Genomic DNA, 23,948 nt, shown 5'->3' on the forward strand with positions numbered 1-23,948 from the left:
CCTGGAGCATCGTCCGGACGCAACCGCATCATCTTCGCGGCTGATGTTCGGAGTCGCGAGTGGTCCTAGGGTCACGGAACAATCCGTGGATCGTTCACGTACATCCGGTCATCCCCACCGGTCGTGCGTCGATCCACACCAGACCCAGCAGGGAGAAGACTTGAGGATCACCCTGTGGCGTCCGCCGCGCGACCGGCAACCCGCCCGGCGCGGACGGACCGCTGCCCTCCTCGTCGCCGCGCTGGCCGCGGCGACGCTTCCCGTTCTCGCGGCGCCCGCGCCCGCCTCCGCCGCACCCGGCGTCCACGGGCCGTGGCAGAAGGTGGACGGCAAGCCGGCGGCCACCAAGGCGGGCCGCCAGGCCGCGATCAAGGCCAAGCGGCTGACCGCGTACAAGCTGGACCGCGGCACCATGAAGGGCCTGCTGGACAAGGCGCCGGCCGAGAAGCGCGTCGCGGTGGCCCGGGTGGCGAAGCAGGTGGTGTCGCTGCCCGCTCCGGACGGCACGTTCCAGCGCTTCGAGCTGGTCGACTCGCCGGTCATGGAGGCCGGCCTGGCCGCGAGGCACCCGGAGATCACCACGTACGCCGGCAAGGGCCTGGACGACCCGGCCGCGACCATCCGCGCGGACCTCACCCCGCTCGGGTTCCACGCCTCGGTCCGGTCGGCCAAGGGCAACTGGTACATCGACCCGTACTACCAGCGTGACCAGAGCCTGTACGCGAGTTACTTCGCCCGCGACCTGGAGCACCCGGAGGGCGAGTTCGTCGAGCGTGCGGACGTCACGCAGGAGGCGCACGCGCTGGCCGAGGAGATTGCCGAGGCGGACGTCCCGGCCGGGCCGCTGGTGAAGCTGCGCACGTACCGGGTGGCGCTGGTGACCGACCCGTCGTACGCCACCTACTTCGGCGCGGAGAACGTCACCGCCGCGAAGGTGACGCTGATGAACCGGGTCACCCAGATCTACGAGGACGAGACGGCGATCCGGCTCGTGCTGATCAACGACACCGACAAGACCAACCTGAACACGCCGGCCCTGGCCACCGAGCCGAACGGCCCGTGCGGCGCGGCGGCATGCTTCACGCCGGCGCAGCTCACCTCCTGCGGCAGTGGCACGCTCAGCCGTAACCGGATCGTGCTCGGCCAGCTGGTCGGCGCGAGCAACTACGACGTGGGCCACGTCGGCCTGGGCGTCAACGGCGGCGGCGTGGCCAGCCTCGGCGTGATCGGCGGCAACGGCAAGGCGCAGGGCTGCACCGGCCTGCCGACACCGGTCGGCGACTTCTACGCGGTCGACTACGTCTCGCACGAGATGGGTCACCAGTTCGCCGGCAACCACACCTTCAACGGCACCCAGTACAACTGCTCGGGCGGCAACCGCAGCGCGGCCAACTCGTACGAGCCGGGCAGCGGTTCGTCGATCATGGCGTACGCGGGCATCTGCCAGCAGGACAACCTCCAGCCGCACAGCGACCCGTACTGGTCGCACCGCAGCTACACCGAGATCACCAACTACGTCACGTCGAACCGCCCGGCCATCAACGAGGTGCAGAACGTCTCGCTGTACGGGTTCGACGCCGACGGTGACTCGTTCACCATCAGCTACGCGGGCAGCGACTCGGCGCCGATCACGCGGGGCGTCAACTACACCACCGCGGGCATCAAGGCGGCCATCGAGGGCATCGCCGGCTGGCCGGCCGGCGCGACGGTCACCGTGGCCGCGTTCGGTGGCAGCGGCACGCTCAACGACAACGGCTTCCAGGTGACCTTCGGCGGCACGCTGGCCACCACCAACGTGGCGTCGCTGGAGCTGACGAACGCCTCCGGCGCGTCCGGTTTCGTCGGTGAGACGGCGAAGGGCGGCGCCATCGACAACGGCGGCTGGCTGGTCGAGGAGACCACCAACCACGCCCCGGTGGTCACCGTCCCGGAGACCGTCACCATCCCGGTGCGTACGCCGTTCGCGCTGACCGGCAGCGCCACCGACGCCGACGGCGACACCGTCACGTACCTGTGGGAGCAGAACGACAGGGGCGCCACGACCGGCACCGCGCTGACGAACAACACGAAGGTCAACGGTCCGCTGTTCCGGGTGTTCGGCGAGGCGGCGATCGTGTCGCCGACGGACACGCTGAAGTACTACTCGCCGGGGCTGAACGCGGTCACCACCGACTCGACCCGGGTGTTCCCGGACATGCGGCAGATCCTGGCCGGCAACACCAACGCGGCCACCGGCGCCTGCCCGGCTGCCCCGGCGCCGCCGGCCACCGGTGGCGCGTCGAACGTGCCGGCCGAGCTGGTCGACTGCTACTCCGAGTTCCTGCCCACCCGCGACTGGGTCGGCATCGCGGGTGACCGGACCCTGCACTTCAAGCTCACCGCCCGGGACGGGCGGCTGGGCGGCGGCGGCATCGGCAGCGGCGACGTCGCCGTGGTGCTGGCGCCGGACGCGGGTCCGTTCCTGGTGACCTCGCAGGGCGCCGCCGCCGTCCTGGACGGCGGCTCGACCCAGACCGTGACGTGGGACGTGGCCGGCACCGACGTGGCGCCGGTGAACGCCGCGCAGGTGAAGATCTCGCTGTCCGCCGACGGCGGGCTGACCTTCCCGTACGTGCTGGCGGAGCAGACCGCCAACACCGGCTCGGCGACGGTGACGCTGCCGAACGTGGCGACCGGGAAGGCCCGGATCAAGATCGAGGCGGTCGGGAACGTCTTCTTCGACGTCAATGACGCCGACTTCACGATCCGGTCCGCCCCGGCCGTCACCAGCACCGCCCCGGCCGGCGTGAGCGTCCAGTACAGCGACGCGCTCTCGCCTGCCGTCACGGTCACCGCCACCGACGGCGACACCACGGGCGGGGACCTGACCGCCGCCGCCACCGGGCTGCCCGCCGGCCTGTCCCTGGCCGTCACGAGCACCTCCGCGGCCGACGCCCGGCCGGGCTCGCGTACCTGGACGGTCGCCGGCACCACCACGGCGGCCCCGGGTGCCTATCCGGTCACGGTGACCGTCTCCGACGGCTCCGGGCTGACCGGCAGCACCTCGTTCACGATCACGGTCACCGCCGAGGACGCGGCGGTCAGCTGGGCCGGTGACACGCTGGTGAACACCGCGACCGGCGGCGCCTCCGGCAAGGCCCTGCTGCGAGCCGTGGTCCGGGACAGCTCGGTGCTGCCCGGCGCGACGGACACCACAGCCGGTGACATCCGGACCGCCACCGTCACCTTCACGAAGGACGGCGTGACGCTCTGCGCCGCAGTGCCGGCCCTGCTGGGCACGGCCACCACGAGCGCGTCCGCGGCGTGCGAGGCCACGCTGCCGAAGGGCACCCACACCGTCACCGCGACGGTGGGCGGCAACTACACGGGCAGCACCACCGCGCAGGTGACAGTCGCCGTCTCCGACGGCGGGTTCCTCACCGGCGGCGGTCACCTGACCGCCACCCGCTCGGCGGGCACCTACCCGGCCGACGTGAACTCCACCGTCGAGGTGGAGCTGAACGCGAAGCCGGGCAAGGCGAACAAGCCCGCCACCGGCAAGGCCGAGATCGAGTTCCGCTCCGGCGGGAAGGCGTACACGATCAAGGCCGGCACCGTCGACGCGCTCGGCGTCACCTCGGCGGGCAAGGTCGCCCAGGTGCGCTACCAGGCCGCCCTGTACGACAACAAGGGCAAGCTGGTGGCCTCCGGCCTGACCCTGGCCGTCACGGTGACCGACCGGGGCGCCCCCGGCAGGAACGACACCGTCGGGGTCACGCTGTGGAAGGGCGGCGCGCTGCTCTTCGCGTCCGACTGGACGGGCGGCGGCACCGCCGAGGTCACGCTGAAGGGCGGCAACCTCACCGTCCACTGATCCACCCGGTAGACGCGGGAGGGCACCGGTCACGGTGTCCTCCCGCGTTGCGTTCCCGGGTCCGGCGATGGCGTACCGTCGGGCCATGAGCAGCCGACCCGCCGCCGGCGGCGGCCGGTGGGTCGAGGTCGACCCCGGCCGCGTCGCCCGCTGGGTCGAGGGTTTCACCGACCGGCACGGCCCGCCCACGACCACAGTCCAGGAGTACGGGCTCCTCCTCACCGCCCCGGACGACGCCACCGCCGAGCTGCACACCCCGCCCGGGGCGAGCGCGTCGGCGGACGTACCCGGATTCGTCGCCTCCGCCACCGCGGCCCGCCGGATCGGTCTGCTGCTTGCCCGCAAGGGCGCTGTCGCGGTCGGCGTCGCCGACGGCGCCGACCTGGTGGTCTCCAAGGTGGACACCCGGTACGTGCAGGGGCGTACCGCGGCGGGCGGCTGGTCCCAGCAGCGGTTCGCCCGGCGGCGCGACAACCAGGCGAAGGCGGCCCTGGGCGACGCGGCCGAGCTGGCCGTACGCCTGCTGTTGCCGGAGGCCGGAACGCTGTCGACGCTGGTGTGCGGCGGCGACCGGCGCGCGGTGGACACGGTGCTGACCGACCGACGGCTGGCCCCGCTGGCGGCGCTGCGCGCGCCGCGCCTGCTCGACGTGCCGGAGCCCCGGCACGCGGTGCTGGTGGCCGCCGTCGCGGCCGCCCGGGCGGTCCACATCCTGGTCCGCTGAACAGGAAAGATCACCTCAAGACGGCGCAATCCCGCTCCTCGATGATGCATCGAATCGACTCGATGCCTATCGTCGGTGTCACGAAGCGGCGGGTCTCCGGGCGACCCGCAGGGGCAGCTTCGCCTCCGCCATCACGCGCCGACATCGTTGGGAGACAACAACTTCATGAGCGGATATCAGGACGGCCGGCTGCGAGCCCGGTGGCGCCGTGCGACGAGACTCCTCGTCGCGGCGGCGGCAATGAGCGCCGGAAGCCTCGTGCTCACCGCCACACTCACCGCCGGTACGGCGAACGCGGGCCCGGCACAGCGCGCCGCGCTCGCCGCGCCCACCGTCAGCAGCGTCACCGCGGGCGGCGCGCACACGTGCGCGATCAGCACCGACGGGGGACTGTGGTGCTGGGGCTCGAACTACGGCGGCCAGCTCGGCGACGGGACCACCACCAACCGCAGCGCCCCGACGCAGGTCGGCACCGCCACCTGGACGAACGTCGACGCCGGCACCGGCCACACCTGCGCGGTCCGCACGGACGGGACGCTGTGGTGCTGGGGCTCGAACTTCCGGGGTCAGCTCGGCGACGGCAGCACCACCAGCCGCAGCGCCCCGGTGCAGGTCGGCACCGCGACCACCTGGGCCCGGGTCGACGCCGGCCCCCAGCACACCTGCGCGATACGCACCGACGGCACGCTCTGGTGCTGGGGCTTCAACCGGACCACGCAGCTGGGCGTCGGCGCCTCGCCGTACGTCGCGAACACCCCGCTGCAGGTCGGCACGGCCACCGACTGGGTGAGCGTCTCGACCGGTTACGGGCACACCTGCGGCATCAGGACCGGCGGCACGCTCTGGTGCTGGGGGGCCAGCTCGGACGGCCAGCTCGGGCTCGGCAACCTGACGCCCCAGACCGCGCCCGCGCAGGTCGGCACCGCGACCGGGTGGACCGGCGTCGCGGCCGGGTACGTGCACACCTGCGGGGTCCGCTCCGGCGCGCTGTGGTGCTGGGGTGAGAACGGCTACGGCCAGCTCGGCGTGAGCGGCTCGTACCGGACCGCGCCGGTGCAGATCGGCACCGCCACCACGTGGAACCGGATCGCCGCGAGCAGCGACACGTCCTGCGCGTCGCGTACCGACGGCAGCCTGTGGTGCTGGGGCAAGAACTCCGCCGGCCAGGTGGGCGACGGCAGCACCACCCACCGGTCCGCGCCCGCGCAGGTCGGCACCGCCACCAGCTGGACCGGCGGGCTCGCGGTCACCGACCACGGCTGCGCGATCCGTACCGACGCCGGCCTGTGGTGCTGGGGCGACAACAGCGGAGGCCAGCTCGGTGACGGGACGACCGTCAACCGGTCCACTCCGGCTCAGGTGACACTGCCGGCCTGACCGGCCCCGGAAACGACATCGGCCCGCACCGCCGTCCGTGGCGGTGCGGGCCGATGCGCCGAGCGGGGATCAGGCCCCGGCGCCGAAGGTGTCGCAGGACTTCGGGTCACCGGTGGTGAAGCCCTTGGTGAACCACTGCTTGCGCTGCTCCGAGCTGCCGTGGGTGAACTCGTCCGGGTTCACCGGCCGACCGGAACGCTCCTGGATCGCGTCGTCGCCGATCTTCTCGGCGGCGTCGATGGCCTGGGAGATGTCCTCCTCGGTGATGCTCTTGAAGATCTTCTGCCCGCGCTCGTCGGCGGTGCCGGTGGCGTTCTTCGCCCACGCGCCGGCGTAGCAGTCGGCCTGCAGCTCCAGCTTCACCGACAGCGCGTTCGCGCTCTGCGGGTCACGCTCCTGCTGGCGGCGCATCTGCGCCTCGGTGCCGAGCAGGTCCTGCACGTGGTGGCCGTACTCGTGGGCCAGCACGTACGGCTGGGCGAACTCGCCCTTGGCGCCGAGCTGGTCGGCCAGCAGCCGGTAGAACGTGAGGTCGATGTAGACCTGGTCGTCGGCCGGGCAGTAGAACGGGCCCACGCCGGAGTCGGCGGCGCCGCAGGCGGTGCTGACGTTCTGGCTGAAGAACACGGTCTTCGACGGCTTGTACTGCTCGCCGAACGCCTCCGGCATCGCGGTACGCCAGTACGCCTGGATCGAGTTGACGTAGAGGGTGTTGCGGCAGTCGAGCTGCTCCAGCGCGTCCTGCGCCGAGCACTTCTGCTCCAGCGAGGTGTTGTCACCCTGCTCGGAGCCGCCGCCGTTGGTGGCGGCGTTGAGGCCGAAGCCGCCGCCCACCAGGGCGACGAGCACGGCGATGATGATGCCCACGATCCCGCCCCGGCCGCCGCCGATCGGGATCGGAATGCCCATCCCGCCGCCTCCGCCGGACCCTCGCCGGTCGTCCACCTGGCTGGTGTCGACCCGCGCGTTCTCGTTCAGCTCCATGTTGACCCCGATCACCGATGTGTCCGTTTGTGATGGTTGCGGTACCGGACCGGGTCCGGACGGCGGATTTCGTACCCGATGATCTTGCACGGTAATCCGGCGGAGGGGGCCCGCGGGGACCGGTACACTTGCCCCCGTGCTGCGCTGCGAAGGCTGAACCGCCCCGCGCCGACGGGAAAACACCACCCGCCGGCGCTTTCGCGTGCCCTGAATCAGCCCTTCCGGACCCGAGAGCGAGTACTCCGAGATGATCACTGCCACCGGCCTGGAACTGCGCGCCGGTTCCCGGATCCTGCTGTCCGACACCACCCTGCGGGTGCAGCCGGGGGACCGGATCGGCCTGGTCGGCCGCAACGGCGCCGGCAAGACCACCACGCTCAAGGTGCTCGCCGGCGAGGGGCAGCCGTACGGCGGCCAGATCGACCGGCGCAGCGCCATCGGCTACCTGCCGCAGGACCCGCGCACCGGTGACCTGGACGTCACCGGCCGGGACCGGGTGCTCTCCGCCCGCGGTCTGGACGTGCTCATGGCGCAGATGAAGGAGCTGGAGAACAAGCTCGCCGAAGGCGCCGACGACGAGCGGCTGGTCCGCCGCTACGGCGCGCTGGAGGACCAGTTCGCCTCCCTCGGCGGCTACGCGGCCGAAGCCGAGGCCGCCCGCATCTGCGCCAACCTCGGCCTGCCCGACCGCGCCCTGGCGCAGACCATCGGCACGCTCTCCGGCGGTCAGCGCCGCCGCATCGAGCTGGCCCGGATCCTGTTCCGCGACGCCGGCGAGAACGGCGGCGGCATCCTGCTGCTCGACGAGCCCACGAACCACCTCGACGCCGACTCGATCACCTGGCTGCGCGGCTTCCTCGCCAACCACAAGGGCGGCCTGATCGTGATCTCCCACGACGCCTCGCTGCTGGAGGCGGTGGTCAACAAGGTCTGGTTCCTGGACGCCACCCGGTCCGTGGTCGACACGTACAACCTGGGCTGGAAGGCGTACCTGGAGGCGCGGGAGACCGACGAGCGGCGCCGCCGCCGGGAGCGCGCAAACGCCGAGAAGAAGGCCGGCGCGCTGATGGCGCAGGCGGACAAGATGCGGGCCAAGGCCACCAAGACCGTCGCCGCCCAGAACATGGCCCGGCGCGCCGAGCGCCTGCTCTCCGGCCTGGACGAGGTCCGCGTCGCGGACAAGGTCGCCAAGGTACGGTTCCCGAGCCCCGCCCCGTGCGGCAAGACGCCGCTGACCGCCACCGGCCTGTCCAAGTCGTACGGGTCGCTGGAGATCTTCACCGACGTCAACGTGGCGGTGGACCGGGGTTCCCGGGTGGCCATCCTCGGCCTCAACGGCGCCGGCAAGACCACGCTGCTGCGGATGCTCGGCGGGCTGCTGGAGCCGGACACCGGCGAGGTACGCCCCGGGCACGGGCTGCGGCTGGGCTACTACGCCCAGGAGCACGAGACGCTCGACGTGGACCGGACGATCCTGGAGCACATGCGCAGCGCCGCGTCCGACCAGACCGACACCGACCTGCGCAAGATCCTCGGCGCGTTCCTCTTCTCCGGCGAGGACGTGGACAAGCCGGCCGGCGTGCTCTCCGGCGGCGAGAAGACCCGGCTGGCGCTGGCCACGCTGGTCTGCTCCGGCGCCAACGTGCTGCTGCTGGACGAGCCGACGAACAACCTCGACCCGGTCAGCCGCGAGCAGGTGCTCGACGCGATCGCCCGTTACCCGGGCGCGATCGTGCTGGTCACGCACGACCCGGGCGCGGTCAGCGCGCTCAAGCCGGACCGCGCCATCCTGCTGCCCGACGGCGACGAGGACGCCTGGTCCGACGACTTGCTGGAGCTGGTCGAGCTGGCCTGACCCTGCCCTCTTTTCCCCGTTGACCATGAAGTTGGCGGCACTTTTGGAGATCCACATCGCCGCCAACTTCATGATCGACGGGGTGGGTCCCGGTGGGAGGGTGGGGTGCGCATGATCCACACCAGTTCGCCGAAGTGGGGGTGTCCGGAGCGCGGTGATGCAGCCACTTCGGGGAGGTGGTGTCGATCATGGGGGAGGATGCGCTCGTCCGGCGGGGCGGTACGGATCAGCCGGTCGGAAGGATCACTCTATCGGGAAGCTGACATTGCGTAGCGTGTCGGTTGGCGAATAGTTGATATCTGGCGCATGATCGTCCGAGGCGGTCTAATAGGTGGGACCGTATCCGAACCGCACAGTCTGGGACGTGAGGGATCAGCATGGCAGCCACCGGCACAGCCACCAGCACTGAGAAGGGTCGCCGGATCGTCGGGGCCGAGCGTCAGACGCTCGCCAAAGACCTGGTAAAGCGGTACACCGGGGGTGAGAGCATCCGTGCTCTGGCGGCCTCTACCGGCCGTTCCTACGGGTTCATCCACCGTGTGCTCACCGAATCCGGCGTGCAGCTGCGGCAGCGCGGCGGCGCCCGGCGCCGGAAGAAGGCGTGACCCGCCGCCCAGCGTCGTCCATCAGCGCAGTGTTCCGGGGCGTCCGGTGACCGCCGAGACGACCGGAGTGCGCTTCGACTGCGACGGGCCGGTTGCGACGGTGACGTTGTGCCGGCCCGACGTGCTCAACGCCCAGACCCCGGCGATGTGGCGGGCGATGAGCGACTTCTCCCGCGACCTGCCCGGCGACGTCCGCGTCGTCGTCGTACGCGGCGAGGGGCGCGCCTTCTCCGCGGGCCTGGACCTGGCGGTCGCCGGTGCCACCGGGCCGGGCTCCTTCGCCGAGCTGGCCGCGCTCCCGGAGGCGGAGTGCGCCGACCGGATCGCCGAGTACCAGGGCGGCTTCACCTGGCTGCACCGGCCGGACGTGGTGTCGATCGCCGCGGTGCAGGGCCACGCCATCGGCGCCGGCTTCCAGCTCGCGCTCGCCTGCGACATGCGTGTGCTCGCCGCCGACGCCAGGCTCTCGATGGCCGAGGTGACACTCGGCCTGGTGCCCGATCTGGCCGGCACGCGCCGCCTGGTCGAGCTGGTCGGCTATTCGCGCGCCCTGGAGATCTGCGCCACCGGCCGCCGGATGGACGCCACCGAGGCGGACCGGATCGGCCTGGCCACGCTCGTGGTGCTGAACGACGAGCTGGACGCCGCGGTGCGTGACCTGTCGGCCGGGCTCCTCGCCAACAACCGGGACGCGATCGTCGAGATCAAGGCGCTCCTGGCGGGCGCGGCCGACCGTACGCACGCCGAGCAGCAGCGCGCCGAGCGGGAGGCGCAGACCCGGCGTATCCGGGATCTGGCCGGCCGGGGCGAGTAACCGGCCCGGAGCGCGATTTCGTAAGGACCGTTCGGGAAGATCTGGGTTACTCGCGAGGTTGTCACAGGCGTCTGGAGAATGGACTCCGACGATTCATGCTGCCTGACGACCTGGAGGTGACGAGTGTCCCACCCGATGGCCGGCGGCGGCATGGGCGGCTGGAGCATGCTCCGGTCGCTGCGCAACCGGGACGAGGTCACCGCCCACGAGCTCAAGCGCGGCACGGCCCGGCGGATCGTCGCGTTCGCCCGGCCCTACCGGCGTGACATCGTCGTCTTCCTGATCACCGTGATCATCGCCGCGGTGATCGGCGTGGCCACGCCGCTGCTCGCCGGCGACGTCATCGACGCGATCGCCGGCGGCGGTCCGGACGCCCGCACGACTGTGGTCCGGCTCGCCCTGATCATCGCCGCGCTCGCCGTGGCCGATGCCCTGTTCTCCCTGGTCCAGCGGTGGTATTCGGCCCGCATCGGCGAGGGCATCATCCTCGACCTGCGCACCCGGGTCTACGACCACGTCCAGCGGATGCCGCTGCAGTTCTTCACCCGCACGCAGACCGGCGCGCTGGTGAGCCGGCTCAACAACGACGTGCTCGGCGCGCAGCGGGCGTTCACCTCGACGCTGTCCGGGGTGGTCAGCAACGTCATCCAGCTCGTGCTCACCGCCGGCGCGATGCTCGTGCTGTCCTGGCAGATCACCGTGCTGGCGCTGGTGCTGCTGCCGATCTTCATCATCCCGGCCCGCCGGGTGGGCCGGCGCCTGGCCGAGATCACCCGCGAGTCGTACAACCTCGACGCGAAGATGAACGCGACCATGACCGAGCGGTTCGGCGTGGCCGGAGCGCTGCTGGTCAAGCTGTTCGGCGCGCCGGAGGTCGAGGCCGACCGGTTTGCCCGCCGGGCCGAGCGGGTGCGCGACATCGGCATCCAGTCCGCGATGTACTCGCGGACGTTCTTCGTGGCGATGCTGCTCGTCGCGTCGCTGGCCCAGGCGCTCACCTACGGGGTGGGCGGCTGGCTGGCGGTCACCGGTGCGGTCAGCGCCGGCACCGTCGTCAAGCTGGCGCTGCTGCTGACCCGCCTCTACGGCCCGCTCACCGCGCTCTCCAACGTCCGGGTCGACGTGATGAGCGCGCTCGTCTCGTTCGACCGCGTCTTCGAGGTGCTCGACCTGCGTCCGGGCATCGCGGAGAAGCCCGACGCGGTGCCGGTGCCGCGCGGCAGCGGCCGGGTCGAGTTCCGCGACGTGCGCTTCCGCTACCCGAGCGCCGCCGAGGTGTCGCTCGCGTCGCTGGAAGAGGTCTCGACCCTCGACCGTACGGTGAACGAGCCGGTGCTCAAGGGCGTGTCGTTCGCCGTCGAGCCCGGGCAGATGGTGGCCCTGGTCGGCCCCTCCGGCGCCGGCAAGTCGACGCTGTCCATGCTGATCTCCCGGATCTACGACGTCAGCGAGGGCCAGGTGCTCGTCGGCGGCGTCGACGTGCGGGACGCGACGCTCGCCTCGCTGCGCGACGAGATCGGCGTGGTCACCCAGGACTCGCACCTGTTCCACGAGACCATCCGCGAGAACCTGCGGTACGCCAAGCCCGACGCCACCGACGACGAGATCTGGGCCGCCCTGGCCGGCGCGCAGGTGGCCGACCTGGTCCGGGCGCTGCCGGACGGGCTCGACACGACGGTCGGCGAGCGCGGCTACCGTTTCTCCGGCGGCGAGAAGCAGCGCATCGCCATCGCCCGGTTGCTGCTCAAGGCCCCGTCGATAGTGATCCTGGACGAGGCCACCGCCCACCTGGACTCGGAGAGCGAGGCAGCGGTGCAGCGGGCGCTGTCGGTGGCGCTGACCGGCCGTACCGCGCTGGTGATCGCGCACCGGCTCTCGACGGTGCGCGACGCGGACCAGATCCTCGTGCTCGACGAGGGGCGGATCGTGGAGCGCGGCCGGCACGACGAACTGGTGGCCGTCGGCGGCCTGTACGCCGAGCTGTACCGCACCCAGTTCGCGGTCACCGACTCGCCCGCGCCGCACGCCGAGGCGGAGCAGCCGGAGCCGGTGGTGACCACTGTGCCGATGGGCACCTACGTCGCCCACGAGGCCATGCCCCCGGCGGCAGCCAACTAGCGGCCCGCGAGGCCTCAATCCCGGCGCCGGCGGGCGTGGATCGGCACCGACCGGGTGGACGGGCACCCGGCGGCCGGGCCGTGGCGACCCGGACGGCCGCAGCCCTAGCTCGCGGCGACCGGGGCCCTAACCCGCGGCGACCGCGGCACGCAGCTCGGCGAACGCGGCGCCGAGCGTCTCCGGGGTGAAGTGGGCGTTCAGGCCGCTCGGGTTGGGCAGCACCCACAGCCGGGCCGGCCCGAGCGTCTCGGGCTGCGGCCCGAAGCCGGCCTTCGGCCGGGTGAACCCGATCCGGTACGCGGTCACGCCGACCACCGCCACCCAGCGCGGCCGGTACCGCTCGACCTTCGCGGTGAGCGTCGCCGCGCCGTCGACCAGTTCGGTGGCGGTCAGCTCGTCGGCGCGGGCACTGGCGCGGGCCACCATGTTGGTGATCCCGAGGCCGAGTGCGGGCAGCGCGTCCTGCTCGCTGGGGTGCAGCAGACGCGGGGTGAACCCGCCCCGGTGCAGGGCGGGCCAGAACCGGTTGCCCGGACGGGCGAAGTGCCAGCCGGTCGCCGCCGACCACAGACCGGGGTTGAGGCCGACGTAGAGCCCGTCCAGGCCGGGCGCGAGGACGGCCGGCAGCAGCCGGGCGGCCGCCGCCGCGAGCTGCTCGCGGCTGGGGCGTGGGTGCCGCCGGGCGGGCGTGCCCGGCCCCGGGGCCGCCTCGGGCCGCCCACCGCCCGGGCGCCGTCGGTCGCTCACCGGCCCACCGCCCCGGGCGCCCGGCCCACCACAGCGGCCACTGTCACAGCCCGCGCAGCGCGCCGCCGTCGACCGGGACGGTCACCCCGGTGACGTACCCGGCGGCGGGGGAGAGCAGGAACGCCGCCACCCGGCCGAACTCCGCCGGGTCGCCGATTCGCCCGAGCGGGATCGCCGCCTCCGCCTGGGCGCGGGCGCGCTCGGGATCGCCGGAACCGGCCAGCAGCTCCCGGTTGCGGTCGGTCATGATCCGCCCGGGTAGCAGGCTGACCACGCGGACGCCGCGCGGGCCGAACTCGTCGGCCATGTCCTTGGCCACGCCGGCCAGGCCCGGTCGCAGCCCGTTGGAGATGCCGAGGCCGGCCAGCGGTCCGCGTACCGAGGTGGACAGCACCAGCCCGATCGCGCCGCCGTCGGTGAGCGCGCCGGCCACCGTGCGGGCGAGCCGGACGCTGCCCAGGAAGACCGTCTCGAACGACTCGCGCCACTGCTCGTCGGTGACGGTGGCGGCGGTGCCGGGCGGCGGGCCGCCGACCGAGATCAGCGCGCCGTCGAGGCGGCCGAAGTGTTCGCGGGCGGCGGCGACGAGCCGCTCCGGGGTGGCGGGGTCGGCGAGGTCGGCGGTCAGCCCGATCGCCCGCTGCGGGTCGCCGAGCGCCTCGATCGCGGCGGCCACCCGTTCCGGGGTACGCGCGGAGATGACCACCCGGGCGCCGTCGGCGACGAGTTGTTCGGCGGTGGCGAAGCCGAGGCCGCCGGAGGCGCCGGTCAGCACGTACACCCGGTCGGCGAGTCCGAGATCCATACGCCCGATCCTGCCGTACCCGGGGACGCGTGTCAGCGCGGGGCGGGCCGCAGCAGGCGTACCCGGCCGGCGAACTGGGCCGCGACGGCGCCGCCGGCCCGGGCGACGGCCGGCATCCGGCGGGGCCGGGGCGGGCGGTGGCCGTCGTAGCGGCTCGCGGCCTCGCGCGCGGCCAGCTCCTCCGCGCCCAGCGGCGGCAGCGTGCCCCGGTCGCGCAGCTCGCGGGCCAGGTCCCAGCCGTCGCGCAGGGAGCCGTTCGAGGGGCGTCCGTCGGCCCACGCGGTGAACGTCGCCGGCCAGTGCGCGCCGAGGCCGGCGGCGAGCAGCGGCCAGTGCCGGGCCACGTCCGCGGCCCGCTTGCGCAGCAGCGCCCGGCGGGCCGCCTCGACCGGGGCCGGTGCGAAGCCGGGCGGCAGCGGTCCACCGGCGACGAGCGCGGCGACCAGCTCGGCCTGCCGGGCCGCCAGGTCGCCGCTCACGTGACCGCCGGGTGGCCGGAGGCGGCGGCGAGCGCGTCCAGCTCCGCGCGCAGCTCGGCGGCGGGCGGGTAGTGCCCGTCGCGTTCCAGCAGCAACGCGGGCGGCCGGCGCCGCTGACACAACTCGCGGACCAGGTCCAGCACGGCGGCGGGCACCGGGTCGGTGTGCGTGTCGTGGTAGAAGCCGCCGTGTTCGGCGCCGCCCGCGACGTGCGCGTAGGCGATGCGTTCCAGCGGCAGCCGGTCCAGCAGCGCGGTCGGCTCGCCGCCCCGGTTGCGGGCGTTGGCGTGCACGTTCGCGACGTCGAGCAGCAGCAGCGCGCCGGTGGCGTCGAGGATCTCGGTGAGGAAGTCCGCCTCGTCCAGCTCGTCGTCGGGCCAGTCGAAGAGCGCGGCGATCGGCTCCAGGGCCAGCGGCACCGGCAGCTCCGCCTGCGTCCGCCGCACGTTCGCCACCACCGCGGCGACCGCCTGGCGGCTGCGCGGCAGCGGCAGCAGGTGACCGGCCTCCAGACCGCCGGCCCGCACGAACGCGATGTGCTCACTCACCAGCGGCGCGTCCAGGGCCGCGGCCACCGCGGCCAGGTGCGCCACCCGGGCCGGATCGACCGGTTCCGCGCCGCCGAGGGACAGCCGCACCCCGTGGGGTACGACATCGACGCCGCGTCCGCGCAGCTCGGCGAGCCCGTCCGGGAGCGGCCCGGCCGGTGCGACCGCCTCCGCGACCACCTCGACGAAACGCAGCCCCGGCAGCCCGGCCACGAAACCGGCGATCTCGGGACGCCAGCCGATGCCGACGCCGGACGGGCCGCTCATCCGCCGCACCCGCCTCCGCCGCAGCCACCGCCTCCGCCGCAGGAGCTGCCACCGCCGCACGTGGAGGCGCCGCCTCCACAGGAGGTGCCGGAGCTCGCGCCGCCGACGTTGCCCATCGCCTGCCGCTGGATCTCGGCCTGCTCGGCGAAGCCCGGATCCATGGTCCAGAGCGTGGCGGTGCCGAACAGCGCCACGCCCAGCGCCACGTCCGTCGCGCCGTACGTGGCGTACGCGGGGGAGGCGGCCGGTCGCAGCCAGGCGTGCCGGCGGCGCATGTCGTTCAGCGCGGCGGTGGCCGCCCGGGTACGCCAGGGCACGCGGTTGAGCAGCAGGAACGCGAGGCCGAGCGGGAACAGGCTGAGCAGCAGCCAGCCGGTGGGCCGGTCGTTGAGCAGGCCGGAGATCGCACGCACGACGCCAATTGCCAGCAGGAAGCCGATCAGCAGCGCGCCGCGCCGCAGCGTCCGGCGCCGCTCCTGGTCCAGGGCCAGGCCCCGGCGTACCAGGCCGTCGCGCAGCTCGTCGAGCGCGCGCCGCACCCACTCGTCGGCGGCCAGGTCCCGGGTCCGCAGGCCGCGGCTCGCCGCGTGGTGGACCGCCTGGTCCAGCGGGGTGGCCCCGGCCGGCAGCGGACCGCCGGTGGTGAGCCGCCGGTCGGGTCGTACGCCGACCGCGCCCGCGTGGCGCAGCGCGCCGAGCGTGGCCCAGACGGCGAGCTGGTCGCCGCCGTTGAGGTAGGCGACCTGCTGCGGACCCAGCGCGCCGTGATCGGTCACCGGCGTGCCGGCCAGCATCCGACGCCGGTACACGATCGCGCCGATGACCAGGACGACGGCGAGCAGGAGGTACCAGCGCAGGAATACGGGGCCGGGGATGCCCCAGGTGTCGGAGGGGGTCATCGTCTGCTCCTGTCGCGAGGAGGGGTCGCGGCTCATTGTGGAGCAGGCGTGCCAGAGTCGATCTCCTGGAGCGGCGCAGTTACCGGACCGAGACCGGCGGGCTCAGTGCCGGCGCACTGCCTCCTCGACCAGGTCGAGCACCCGGGCCAGGTCGCCGGCCGGGCGGCCCATCGCCAGGTGCAGCACCAAGCCGTCGTAGGCCAGCTCCAGGAACTGGGCAAGCACGTCGATCGGGACGTCGTCGCGCAGCACGCCGGCCTCGCGCTGGCGTACCAGGCGCTCCCGGGTCGCCGCGGCGATGGCTTCGGAACGCTCCGCCCAGCGCTTGGCGAAGGCCGGGTCGGTACGCAGCCGGCGCGAGACCTCCAGCTGGCTGCCGAGCCAGCCGGTCGTGTCGGGCGAGACCGCCCGGGCCAGTAGGTCGCGCATGACCTGCACCAGGCCGTTGCGGGCGACCGTCTCCACCATGGCGGCGGCGTCGTCCTCGGCGACGGCGAGGAACAGGGAGTCCTTGTCCCGGAAGTGGTGGAAGATCGCGCCCCGGGACAGGCCGGTGGCCTCCTCCAGCCGCCGCACTGTGGCGCCCTCGTAGCCGTGCCGGGCGAAACACGCCCGCGCCGCCGCGAGGATCTCCTGCCGGCGCGCGTCGAGCTGGTCCTGACTTACTCTGGGCACGAACGGATCGTCGCAGGTGGAACCGCGTGATGCAAACCGTACGTACGGCTTGAGATGCGAATTCGGAAGATCATCCGGCCGCGTCCGATGGTTAGGATCGGCGTGTGACCGCCCTTCCCGCGCGCCCGCTCAGCGTCGCCGCCGTCCAGGCCCAGCCCGTCCCCGGTGACGTCGCCGGCAACGCCCGCGCCGCCGCCCGCCTCGTCGCCCGGGCCGAGGGCGCCCGGGTCGTGGTGCTGCCCGAGCTGTTCCTGCCGGCGTACCACCCGCCGACGCTGGGCGCCGACCCGGAGGGCACCGACGTGGCCGCCGACGCCGACGGCCGGGTCGCCGACCCCCGGCTGGACCCGCTGCGGACCGCCGCCGCCGACACGGGCGCGGCAGTGGTGATCGGCGCCGCCGTCCGCCACCCCGACCGGCGGCGCACCATCTCCTCGCTCGTGGTGGACCCGGCCGGCACGGTCACCGCCGCGTACGACAAGCAGCAGCTCTGGAGCGGCGAGCGCGAGCTGTTCGACGCCGGCCGCCGGGGCGCCACGCTCGAAGTCGACACGTGGCGGCTGGGCCTGGGCGTCTGCTACGACGGCTGCTTCCCGGAGCACGCGCGGGCGGCGGCCGGGGACGGCGCGCACGGGTACCTCTGCCCGAGCGGCTACCTGGCCGGCTCGGCGCACCGCCGCGACCTCTACTACGCCGCCCGGGCGCTGGACAACACGATGTACGTCGTGTTCGCCAACGCGGTCGGCGGCGCGGACCCCTGGCGGTTCAACGGCGGCGCGGCGGTGTACGACCCGGAGGGCCGGCCGCTGGCGCGGGGCGCCGACACCGGCGAGGACGTGCTGGTGGCGACGCTGGACCCGGACGCGCTGGCGGCCACCCGCGCGGCGCACACCATGCTGCTCGACCGGCCGGCGGACGCCGGCGCGGCCCGTACGGCGCTCGTCGCCTGACCGTGGCTGGGCCCGGGGCCCTGTCGGTGCTCCGAGCGTTCCCGTAGGGTGCCCAAGTGCCGTTGCTCCTGCTCGATCTGGACAACACCCTGCTGGACCGCGACGGGCCGTTCCGTGTCTGGGGAGAACGCTTCCTGGCGGGCATCGGCGCGCCGCCCGCCGACCTCGACTGGCTGGTGTCGGTGGACGCCGACGGGCTGACCAACCGGTGGGACGTCGCGGACGCGATCCGCGACCGGTACGCGCTGCGCATCCCCTCGATCGACCTGGTGGACGAGCTGCACGACGGCGTGGTGGCGCACATGCGGCTCGATCCGCTGGTGGCCTGCGCGCTGCGGATCGCCGCCGACGCCGGCTGGGTGCCGGTGGTGGTCACCAACGGCGCGTCCCGCCAGCAGGACGCCAAGATCCGCAAGACCGGCCTGGACCGCTACGTCGCCGACTGGGTGATCTCGGAGGAGGCCGGCGTCAGCAAGCCGAACCCGAGGATCTTCGCGCTCGCCGCCCAGCGGGCCCGGATGCCGTTGCGTGGCGCGTGGGTGGTCGGCGACAGCCCGGAGGCGGACATCGGCGGCGCGACCGCGGTGGGCCTGCCCAGCGTCTGGCTGCATCGGGGACGCCGCTGGTCGGACCCCCGGTTCGCGCCGACCCGGATCGAGGACGGGCTGATCGCGGCCGTCGCCGCAGTGCTGGCCGGCTGACCGGCGGCGCGGGCTGGCAGGCAGCGCGGCGGCACCGCGCGGAAATCCGTTGACCCGCGCCGGGGCGCGTACGAGCATGGTGCCGCGCGAGTGCGCAGCCGGGGGTGCCCGGTCGAGGAGAGGAGGTCGGTCATGGCCGTTTTCGCAGGGTCGTACCACCTGCCTCCACCAGCCTCGATCGAAGGACAGATCCACCCGTGCGCGATCATGACTTCCCGGCGCCGCAGCGCCGTGGCCGCGGCAAGAGCCGCTTCGACGACGACGAAACCGACTTCCTGAAGCGGGGGCGGCCCGCGCCGGCCCTCGCCGACCCGGACGCCGAGCCCGACGCGGAGGACAGCTGGTCCTCCTGGGACCGGGCCGTCCACGGCCCCGAGCCGTACCCGGACTGGCTGGTCACCGAACTGGCCGCCCGGGACACCGAGCTGGGGGTGCTCAAGACCGGCAAGGAGGCGGACGTCCACCTGGTCCGCCGCGCCGTGCCGGACACCGACCGCTCGTGCCTGCTGGCGGTCAAGCGGTACCGCGACGCCCAGCACCGGCTCTTCCACCGCGACGCCGGTTACCTGGAGGGCCGCCGAGTACGCCGGTCGCGGGAGATGCGGGCGATGACCGGCCGGACCGCGTTCGGCCGGCAGATGATCGCCGGGCAGTGGGCGGCGGCCGAGTTCGCCGCGCTGTCCCAGCTCTGGGAGATCGGCGCCGCCTCCGGGCGGATCGCGGTGCCCTATCCGGTGCAGCTGCTCGGCACCGAGCTGATGCTGGAGTTCGTCGGCGACGCCGAGGCGGGGGAGGCCGCGCCACGGCTGGCGCAGGTCCGGCCCGACGCGGCCGAGCTGCGTGACCTGTGGGATCAGCTGGTCGAGGCGCTCACCGTGCTGGCCCGGGCCGGGTACGCCCACGGCGACCTGTCTCCGTACAACCTGCTGGTGCACGCGGGCCGGCTGGTGATGATCGACCTGCCGCAGGTGGTCGACGTGGTGGCCAACCCGCAGGGCGGCGAGTTCCTGGGCCGGGACGTGCGGGTGGTGGCCGCCTGGTTCGCCGCCCGCGGCATGCCGGCCACCGTCACCGATCCGGAGGCGCTCACCGAGGCGCTGCTGCGGGAGGCGGGGATCCGCTGACGGGCGGGCGTCCCGGGTGGTCGAGCCGCCCGGGACGCCCACCCGTGCGGGTCATTGCAGGTAGCGCTCGACCTCCGGCACCGGGCGCTCGCCCTGGGCGTCCGGGTCGCCGTGCGCCTGGCGCGCGGCCCGGCGACGGCGCAGCAGGTCCCAGCACTGGTCCAGGGACTCCTCCAGGGCCCGCAGCCGCTCCCGGGCCTCGTCGTCGGTGCCGGACTCGTGCTGCTGCGCGTCGGCCCGCAGCCGGTGCTCCTCGTCGACGAGTTCCGAGATCCGGCTCAGGATGGTCTTGTCGTCCATGCCCGAAGCTTGGCACAGCGGACGGGTCCGCGCCCGCGTTCTGCCGGCGTCCGCGATAGGTGAGCGCTGCTCGCGCTCCGCAACCACCACTGTGTACGGGAGTGACGCACATCCCACGGGCTCCATTCTCGACAAAGAGATTGTTGTTACGTGAAATATCCTCCGACCTGCCTTTTGATCTGCGGCTCAGGATGGCATGCTCGCGAGCAACGTCACGGGTCGATACGAAGCCGCGACCCTGAGTCAACCGAGGGAGCGTTCAGGTGCCCGAACCAACGGACACACCGGGACCCACCGGCCGACCCCGAACCGTGCCGCTGCGGCAGATCCTGCCGGCGGTGCTCCGCGACCCCGCCCGGGCGCTCATCGACATCGGCAACCGTACCGAAGGTGAACTGGTCCGGCTGAACCTCGGCTCGTTCCGCCCCTACCTCGTCACCCACCCCAAGCACGTGCAGCACGTCCTGCGCGACCGGGCGGACAACTACGAACGAGCAGGCGACGGGCTGTTCTGGCGTCCGGTCAAGCGGCTGTTCGGCGAGGGCATCCTCGGCGAGGGGCAGATCTGGTCGGCCAGCCGGCGCATGCTCCAGCCGATGTTCACCGCCAAACGGGTCGAGGCGCTGGTCGACGGCATGGCCGACGCGATCCGCGACGCGGTCGACGAGCTGGACGAGCCGGCCCGCGCCGGCCGTCCGGTCGACATCGGCGTGGAGCAGGCGCGCATCGTCAGCCGGGCGATCATGAAGGTGCTCTTCGCCGACCGCATCTCGGTGCCGGACGCGATGCGCGTGATCGAGGCGCAGGACCGGATCGCCACCGCCGTCATCCCCCGCATCATCGTGCCGTTCGCGCCGCTGTCGCTGCCGATGCCGGGCGACCGCACGTTCGCCCGTGCCGTACGCATCGTGGACGACGTGCTGGTGCCGATCGTCCGCGAGACCCGCGAGTCGGCCGACCAGGGCGACGACGTCATCTCGACGCTCTGGCAGGCCCGCACCGACGACGGGCGGCAGCTCGACGAGCGGCAGGTCCGCAACGACACAGTGGCCATGTTCGCCGCCACCACCGAGACCACGATCAACGTGCTGACCTGGGCCTGGCCGCACCTGGACCAGCACCCCGAGGTGGCCGAGCGGCTCTACGCCGAGATCGACGAGGTGGTCGGGGGCGAGCCGGTACGCCGCGAGCACCTGAGCCGGCTCACGTACACCCGGATGGTGCTGGACGAACTGCTGCGTCTCTACCCGATCGGATGGATCATCCCGCGCCGCGCGGTCGCCGGGGACGTCATCGACGGCGTGCCGATCGAGCCCGGCGCGACGATGGCGGTCAGCCCGCTGATCACCCAGCGGATGCGGCAGTTCTGGGACCGTCCGGACGAGTTCGACCCGGAACGGTTCCGGCCCGAGCGGGTCCGGGCCCGGCACCGGTACGCCCACTTCCCGTTCGGCGGCGGGCCGCACCAGTGCCTCGGCATGTACCTGTTCTACCTGGAGGCGCAGCTCATCCTCGCCACCATGCTCAGCCGCTACCGGTTCCGGCTGCATCGCCCCGGCGTACCCGGGTTGCGGCTGGCCGCGGCGCTGCGGCCGCGCGAGCGGGTGGAGCTGACACTCGTCGCGGCCGGGCGGGCGGAGCGGGCATGACCGACGGGCCGACACCGGATTCACTCGCCGTCGCCGCGGAGCAGGGCCGGGTCTGCGCGCTCGCCGCGCAGGGCCAGCGCGGCCTGCGCAAGGCCGCCGCCGCGCACCCGGAGCTGTTCCCCGCGGACCCGTTCGACGCGACGCTGTTCAGCAGCATCGCCCAGGCGATGGCGTTCAGCGCCCCCTGGCACAGCGCCGCCGAGCTGGCCGTGACCAACCGCGCCGTGCTCTGGGGCTTCGCCGTGGACTGGCTGGTCGACCACCAGGCCACCAGCCGGGCCGAGGTCGACCGGATCACCGGCGTCTGCCTGGACGTGCTCGACGGCGCCGGCACCGACGACCCGCTGGGCCGGTTCCTGGCCGAGCTGCGCGACGACGTGGCCGCCGCGCCCGGCTACCCGGCGCTGCGCGGCCACTGGCGTGCGGCGATGGAACGCACGCTCGACGCGATGGCCCGCGAGTGGGACTGGCGGCGCACCGGCCGCCCCACGCTCGCCGACTACCTCGCAAACGCCGACAACCTCGCCGCCACAGTGGTCAACGTGGCGCACTGGATCCACACCGGATCGGTGTCCACCGCCGAGGCGATGGACCACGCGGTCGCCGTCAGCGACGAGGTGCAGCGGGCCCTGCGGCTGGTGAACGACCTCGGCACCCACCGCCGCGACGCCGAGTCCGGCGACCTCAACGCGCTGCTGCTGGTGGACGACCCGGCCGAGGTCGAGCGGCGGTTCGCCGAGCAGGTCGACCACTGCCGCGTCCGGCTGGCGAAGCTGGCCGGTGAGGCGCCCCGGGAAGCCGACTTCCTGTCCCGGCAGCTCGGCTTCACCACCGGCTTCTACCGCAACACCGACTTCTGGGGCGTGCGGTGACGCTCACCGCCGGATCGGTGCCCGCCACCCGGTCCGGGACCGCGCACGACCTGGTCGCCGCGCTCACCGGCGAGCCGGCCGGGCAGACGTCGCCGTCGGTCTACGAGACCGCCCGGCTGGTCGCGCTCGCGCCCTGGCTGGACGGCCACGACCGGCGCCTGACCTGGCTGCTGGCCCGGCAGCGGCCGGACGGCGGCTGGGGCGGTCCCGGCGGGTACGCGCTGGTGCCGACGCTGAGCGCGGTCGAGGCGCTGCTGACCGTGCTGCGCCGCGACGGCCCGGCCGCCGTGCCGGCCGCCGCGGCCCACCGGGGCCTGACGTTCCTGTCCGGCGCGCTGCGCGGCGACGCCCCGCCCGACCTGCCGGCCACCGACCTGATCGTGCCCGCGCTGCTCACCGCCGTGGACCGGCACCTCACCGGACCGGCCGGGCCGCCACCCGGGCTGGCCGAGTGGGCCGGCCGGCCCCGCCTGCCGCTGCCGGCCGGTCTCGACCCGGCCCGCCTGACCGGGGTACGCGCGCTGCTGGCCGCCGGGCGGCCCGTGCCGGAGAAGCTGGCGCACGCGCTGGAGGTCGCCGGTGAGCTGGCGTACCGGGCGGCCGGCGTGCGTCCCTCGGCCAGCGGCGCGGTGGGCGCCTCCCCGGCCGCCACTGCCGCCTGGCTGGGCCGTCCGGAGCCCGGAGCGGCGCTGGACTACCTGCGCGCGGTGGCCCGGCCCGGCCCGGTGCCCTGCGCCAGCCCGATCACCGTCTTCGAGCGCGCCTGGGTGCTCGGCATCCTGGTCCGGGCCGGTGTGCCGGTCGGCGCGCCCGAGCCGGTGCTCACCGAGCTGCGCGCCGCCGTCGGCCCGTCCGGCGCGGCCACCGCGCCCGGCCTGCCCGCCGACGCGGACACCACAGCTGTCGCGCTCTACGCGCTGGCCCGGCTGGGCCGCGCCCCCGGCGCCGGGCCGCTGGCCGGGTTCGACACCGGGCGGCACTTCTGCACCTGGCCGGGGGAGGACGGCGCGTCGCTGACCACTAACGCGCACGTGCTCGACGCGCTCGGCGAGCAGCCGAGCGGACCCGGCGTCACCGGCGCCCGCCGCCGGGTCACCGAGTGGCTGGTGGAGCGGCAGCAGCCGGACGGGCGCTGGGAGGACCGCTGGCACGCCTCGGCCTGCTACGCCACGTACGCGGTGCTGCTGGCGCTGGCCGACCACGCGCCCGACGGCACGGCGCGCGCCGCCGTCGAGCGGGGCGTCGCCTGGCTGCTGGACACGCAGCGCCCGGACGGCTCCTGGGGACTGTGGCACGGCACCGCCGAGGAGACCGCGTACGCGGTGCTCGCCCTGGCCGGCGCAGGCCGTTCCGGGGACGCGCGGATCGCCGCGGCGCTCGCCCGCGGACGCCGTCGACTGTCCGAGCTGGACGGATGCGACGACGAACCGGCACTATGGCACGACAAGGATCTCTACCGCCCGACGCAGATCGTGCGCGCGGCGGTGCTGGCGGCCTCCGGCCGCGCCGTCGAGGCCGGACCCACCATGATCAGGATCGCTTGAATGGAGTTCACGACGGCTGCTAGCGTGCGCCGGAGTCGATCGGATTTCGGACCGACCG

Annotated in this window: 21 protein-coding genes; 13 read left to right on the forward strand and 8 right to left on the reverse strand. The window is 73.7% G+C overall.

What is annotated here, in order from left to right; translation table 11 throughout:
* Positions 1 to 160 precede the first annotated feature (160 nt).
* The 3 genes from KBX43_RS23055 to KBX43_RS23065 all read left to right on the forward strand — a co-directional run bounded on the left by KBX43_RS23055 (position 161) and on the right by KBX43_RS23065 (position 5,954).
* The gene (locus KBX43_RS23055) at positions 161 to 3,853 is read left to right on the forward strand and encodes a M12 family metallo-peptidase (RefSeq protein WP_247677653.1); all 3,693 of its coding nucleotides are present in this window, start codon (positions 161 to 163) and stop codon (positions 3,851 to 3,853) included.
* An 85-nt stretch (positions 3,854 to 3,938) separates the two neighbouring features.
* The gene (locus tag KBX43_RS23060) at positions 3,939 to 4,577 is read left to right on the forward strand and encodes an acVLRF1 family peptidyl-tRNA hydrolase (RefSeq protein ID WP_166456856.1); all 639 of its coding nucleotides are present in this window, start codon (positions 3,939 to 3,941) and stop codon (positions 4,575 to 4,577) included.
* Between the two features lie 165 nt (positions 4,578 to 4,742).
* Positions 4,743 to 5,954: a hypothetical protein gene (locus tag KBX43_RS23065; RefSeq protein WP_210887098.1), complete on the forward strand. Its 1,212-nt coding sequence runs from the start codon at positions 4,743 to 4,745 to the stop codon at positions 5,952 to 5,954.
* Between the two features lie 69 nt (positions 5,955 to 6,023).
* Here KBX43_RS23065 and KBX43_RS23070 read toward each other — a convergent pair whose 3' ends face one another.
* A complete protein-coding gene (locus KBX43_RS23070; RefSeq protein ID WP_043331134.1) occupies positions 6,024 to 6,938 on the reverse strand; it encodes a neutral zinc metallopeptidase in 915 nt (304 codons plus the stop codon).
* Between the two features lie 247 nt (positions 6,939 to 7,185).
* On the opposite strand from KBX43_RS23070, the gene KBX43_RS23075 reads away from it, so the two are divergent.
* The 4 genes from KBX43_RS23075 to KBX43_RS23090 all read left to right on the forward strand — a co-directional run bounded on the left by KBX43_RS23075 (position 7,186) and on the right by KBX43_RS23090 (position 12,330).
* Positions 7,186 to 8,793: an ABC-F family ATP-binding cassette domain-containing protein gene (locus tag KBX43_RS23075; RefSeq protein WP_064445312.1), complete on the forward strand. Its 1,608-nt coding sequence runs from the start codon at positions 7,186 to 7,188 to the stop codon at positions 8,791 to 8,793.
* A gap of 377 nt (positions 8,794 to 9,170) precedes the next feature.
* Entirely contained in the window at positions 9,171 to 9,398 is a 228-nt protein-coding gene (locus KBX43_RS23080; RefSeq protein ID WP_007072022.1) for a helix-turn-helix domain-containing protein, read from the forward strand.
* A 46-nt stretch (positions 9,399 to 9,444) separates the two neighbouring features.
* Positions 9,445 to 10,212, forward strand: a complete 768-nt coding sequence (locus KBX43_RS23085; RefSeq protein ID WP_210887101.1) for an enoyl-CoA hydratase/isomerase family protein — start codon at positions 9,445 to 9,447, stop codon at positions 10,210 to 10,212.
* Positions 10,213 to 10,347: 135 nt separating this feature from the next.
* Positions 10,348 to 12,330: an ABC transporter ATP-binding protein gene (locus tag KBX43_RS23090; protein ID WP_210887158.1), complete on the forward strand. Its 1,983-nt coding sequence runs from the start codon at positions 10,348 to 10,350 to the stop codon at positions 12,328 to 12,330.
* Positions 12,331 to 12,456: 126 nt separating this feature from the next.
* Here KBX43_RS23090 and mug read toward each other — a convergent pair whose 3' ends face one another.
* The 6 genes from mug to KBX43_RS23120 all read right to left on the reverse strand — a co-directional run bounded on the left by mug (position 12,457) and on the right by KBX43_RS23120 (position 16,750).
* Complete coding sequence (gene mug / locus KBX43_RS23095; RefSeq protein WP_210887103.1) at positions 12,457 to 13,077, reverse strand: G/U mismatch-specific DNA glycosylase; 621 nt, start codon at positions 13,075 to 13,077, stop codon at positions 12,457 to 12,459.
* Positions 13,078 to 13,120: 43 nt separating this feature from the next.
* Positions 13,121 to 13,882, reverse strand: coding sequence for an SDR family oxidoreductase (locus KBX43_RS23100; protein WP_043329653.1), 762 nt, complete (start codon positions 13,880 to 13,882; stop codon positions 13,121 to 13,123).
* Positions 13,883 to 13,914: 32 nt separating this feature from the next.
* The gene (locus tag KBX43_RS23105; RefSeq protein ID WP_210887105.1) at positions 13,915 to 14,361 is read right to left on the reverse strand and encodes a hypothetical protein; all 447 of its coding nucleotides are present in this window, start codon (positions 14,359 to 14,361) and stop codon (positions 13,915 to 13,917) included.
* Positions 14,358 to 15,176 (reverse strand): DUF692 domain-containing protein, encoded by an 819-nt coding sequence (locus tag KBX43_RS23110; protein WP_210887107.1) that lies wholly within the window; start codon positions 15,174 to 15,176, stop codon positions 14,358 to 14,360. Before KBX43_RS23110 ends, KBX43_RS23105 begins: the two co-directional genes overlap by 4 nt.
* Complete coding sequence (locus KBX43_RS23115; protein ID WP_043329655.1) at positions 15,173 to 16,075, reverse strand: TIGR04222 domain-containing membrane protein; 903 nt, start codon at positions 16,073 to 16,075, stop codon at positions 15,173 to 15,175. Before KBX43_RS23115 ends, KBX43_RS23110 begins: the two co-directional genes overlap by 4 nt.
* Positions 16,076 to 16,177: 102 nt before the next feature.
* Positions 16,178 to 16,750, reverse strand: a complete 573-nt coding sequence (locus KBX43_RS23120) for a TetR/AcrR family transcriptional regulator (protein ID WP_030503274.1) — start codon at positions 16,748 to 16,750, stop codon at positions 16,178 to 16,180.
* Positions 16,751 to 16,854: 104 nt separating this feature from the next.
* Between KBX43_RS23120 and KBX43_RS23125 the strand changes: the two genes are divergently transcribed.
* The 3 genes from KBX43_RS23125 (at position 16,855) to KBX43_RS23135 (ending at position 19,525) form a co-directional block, all read left to right on the forward strand.
* Complete coding sequence (locus tag KBX43_RS23125) at positions 16,855 to 17,700, forward strand: carbon-nitrogen hydrolase family protein (protein ID WP_210887109.1); 846 nt, start codon at positions 16,855 to 16,857, stop codon at positions 17,698 to 17,700.
* A gap of 56 nt (positions 17,701 to 17,756) precedes the next feature.
* Positions 17,757 to 18,401, forward strand: a complete 645-nt coding sequence (locus KBX43_RS23130; RefSeq protein ID WP_030503276.1) for an HAD family hydrolase — start codon at positions 17,757 to 17,759, stop codon at positions 18,399 to 18,401.
* 197 nt (positions 18,402 to 18,598) lie between these two features.
* A complete protein-coding gene (locus tag KBX43_RS23135) occupies positions 18,599 to 19,525 on the forward strand; it encodes a serine protein kinase RIO (protein WP_210887111.1) in 927 nt (308 codons plus the stop codon).
* Between the two features lie 51 nt (positions 19,526 to 19,576).
* On the opposite strand, the gene KBX43_RS23140 is transcribed toward KBX43_RS23135, so the two are convergent.
* Positions 19,577 to 19,825, reverse strand: coding sequence for a DUF2630 family protein (locus KBX43_RS23140; protein ID WP_030503278.1), 249 nt, complete (start codon positions 19,823 to 19,825; stop codon positions 19,577 to 19,579).
* 311 nt (positions 19,826 to 20,136) lie between these two features.
* Here KBX43_RS23140 and KBX43_RS23145 point away from each other — a divergent pair, with 311 nt between their 5' ends.
* Genes KBX43_RS23145 through KBX43_RS23155 form a run of 3 tightly spaced genes read left to right on the forward strand, consistent with a single transcriptional unit; the run spans position 20,137 to position 23,890 of the window.
* On the forward strand, positions 20,137 to 21,474 hold the full coding sequence (locus tag KBX43_RS23145) for a cytochrome P450 (protein WP_176722849.1): 1,338 nt from the start codon (positions 20,137 to 20,139) through the stop codon (positions 21,472 to 21,474).
* Complete coding sequence (locus KBX43_RS23150; RefSeq protein ID WP_113972473.1) at positions 21,471 to 22,346, forward strand: terpene synthase family protein; 876 nt, start codon at positions 21,471 to 21,473, stop codon at positions 22,344 to 22,346. Before KBX43_RS23145 ends, KBX43_RS23150 begins: the two co-directional genes overlap by 4 nt.
* Positions 22,343 to 23,890, forward strand: a complete 1,548-nt coding sequence (locus tag KBX43_RS23155; protein WP_210887114.1) for a prenyltransferase/squalene oxidase repeat-containing protein — start codon at positions 22,343 to 22,345, stop codon at positions 23,888 to 23,890. The genes KBX43_RS23150 and KBX43_RS23155 overlap by 4 nt, the downstream gene beginning before the upstream one ends.
* The last annotated feature ends 58 nt before the right edge of the window (positions 23,891 to 23,948 follow it).

Origin of the sequence: Micromonospora sp. C41 (assembly GCF_018070485.1) — a bacterium.
Lineage (GTDB): Bacteria > Actinomycetota > Actinomycetes > Mycobacteriales > Micromonosporaceae > Micromonospora > Micromonospora chalcea.

Bases quoted from the DNA above. Each gene is read 5' to 3' on its own strand.
- KBX43_RS23090 (WP_210887158.1), top strand. From the start codon at position 10,348: ATGGCCGGCGGCGGCATGGGCGGCTGGAGCATGCTCCGGTCGCTGCGC.
- KBX43_RS23080 (WP_007072022.1), top strand. From the start codon at position 9,171: ATGGCAGCCACCGGCACAGCCACCAGCACTGAGAAGGGTCGCCGGATC.
- KBX43_RS23100 (WP_043329653.1), bottom strand. From the start codon at position 13,882: ATGGATCTCGGACTCGCCGACCGGGTGTACGTGCTGACCGGCGCCTCC.
- KBX43_RS23140 (WP_030503278.1), bottom strand. From the start codon at position 19,825: ATGGACGACAAGACCATCCTGAGCCGGATCTCGGAACTCGTCGACGAG.
- KBX43_RS23110 (WP_210887107.1), bottom strand. From the start codon at position 15,176: ATGAGCGGCCCGTCCGGCGTCGGCATCGGCTGGCGTCCCGAGATCGCC.
- KBX43_RS23065 (WP_210887098.1), top strand. From the start codon at position 4,743: ATGAGCGGATATCAGGACGGCCGGCTGCGAGCCCGGTGGCGCCGTGCG.
- KBX43_RS23070 (WP_043331134.1), bottom strand. From the start codon at position 6,938: ATGGAGCTGAACGAGAACGCGCGGGTCGACACCAGCCAGGTGGACGAC.
- KBX43_RS23060 (WP_166456856.1), top strand. From the start codon at position 3,939: ATGAGCAGCCGACCCGCCGCCGGCGGCGGCCGGTGGGTCGAGGTCGAC.
- KBX43_RS23075 (WP_064445312.1), top strand. From the start codon at position 7,186: ATGATCACTGCCACCGGCCTGGAACTGCGCGCCGGTTCCCGGATCCTG.
- KBX43_RS23115 (WP_043329655.1), bottom strand. From the start codon at position 16,075: ATGACCCCCTCCGACACCTGGGGCATCCCCGGCCCCGTATTCCTGCGC.
- KBX43_RS23150 (WP_113972473.1), top strand. From the start codon at position 21,471: ATGACCGACGGGCCGACACCGGATTCACTCGCCGTCGCCGCGGAGCAG.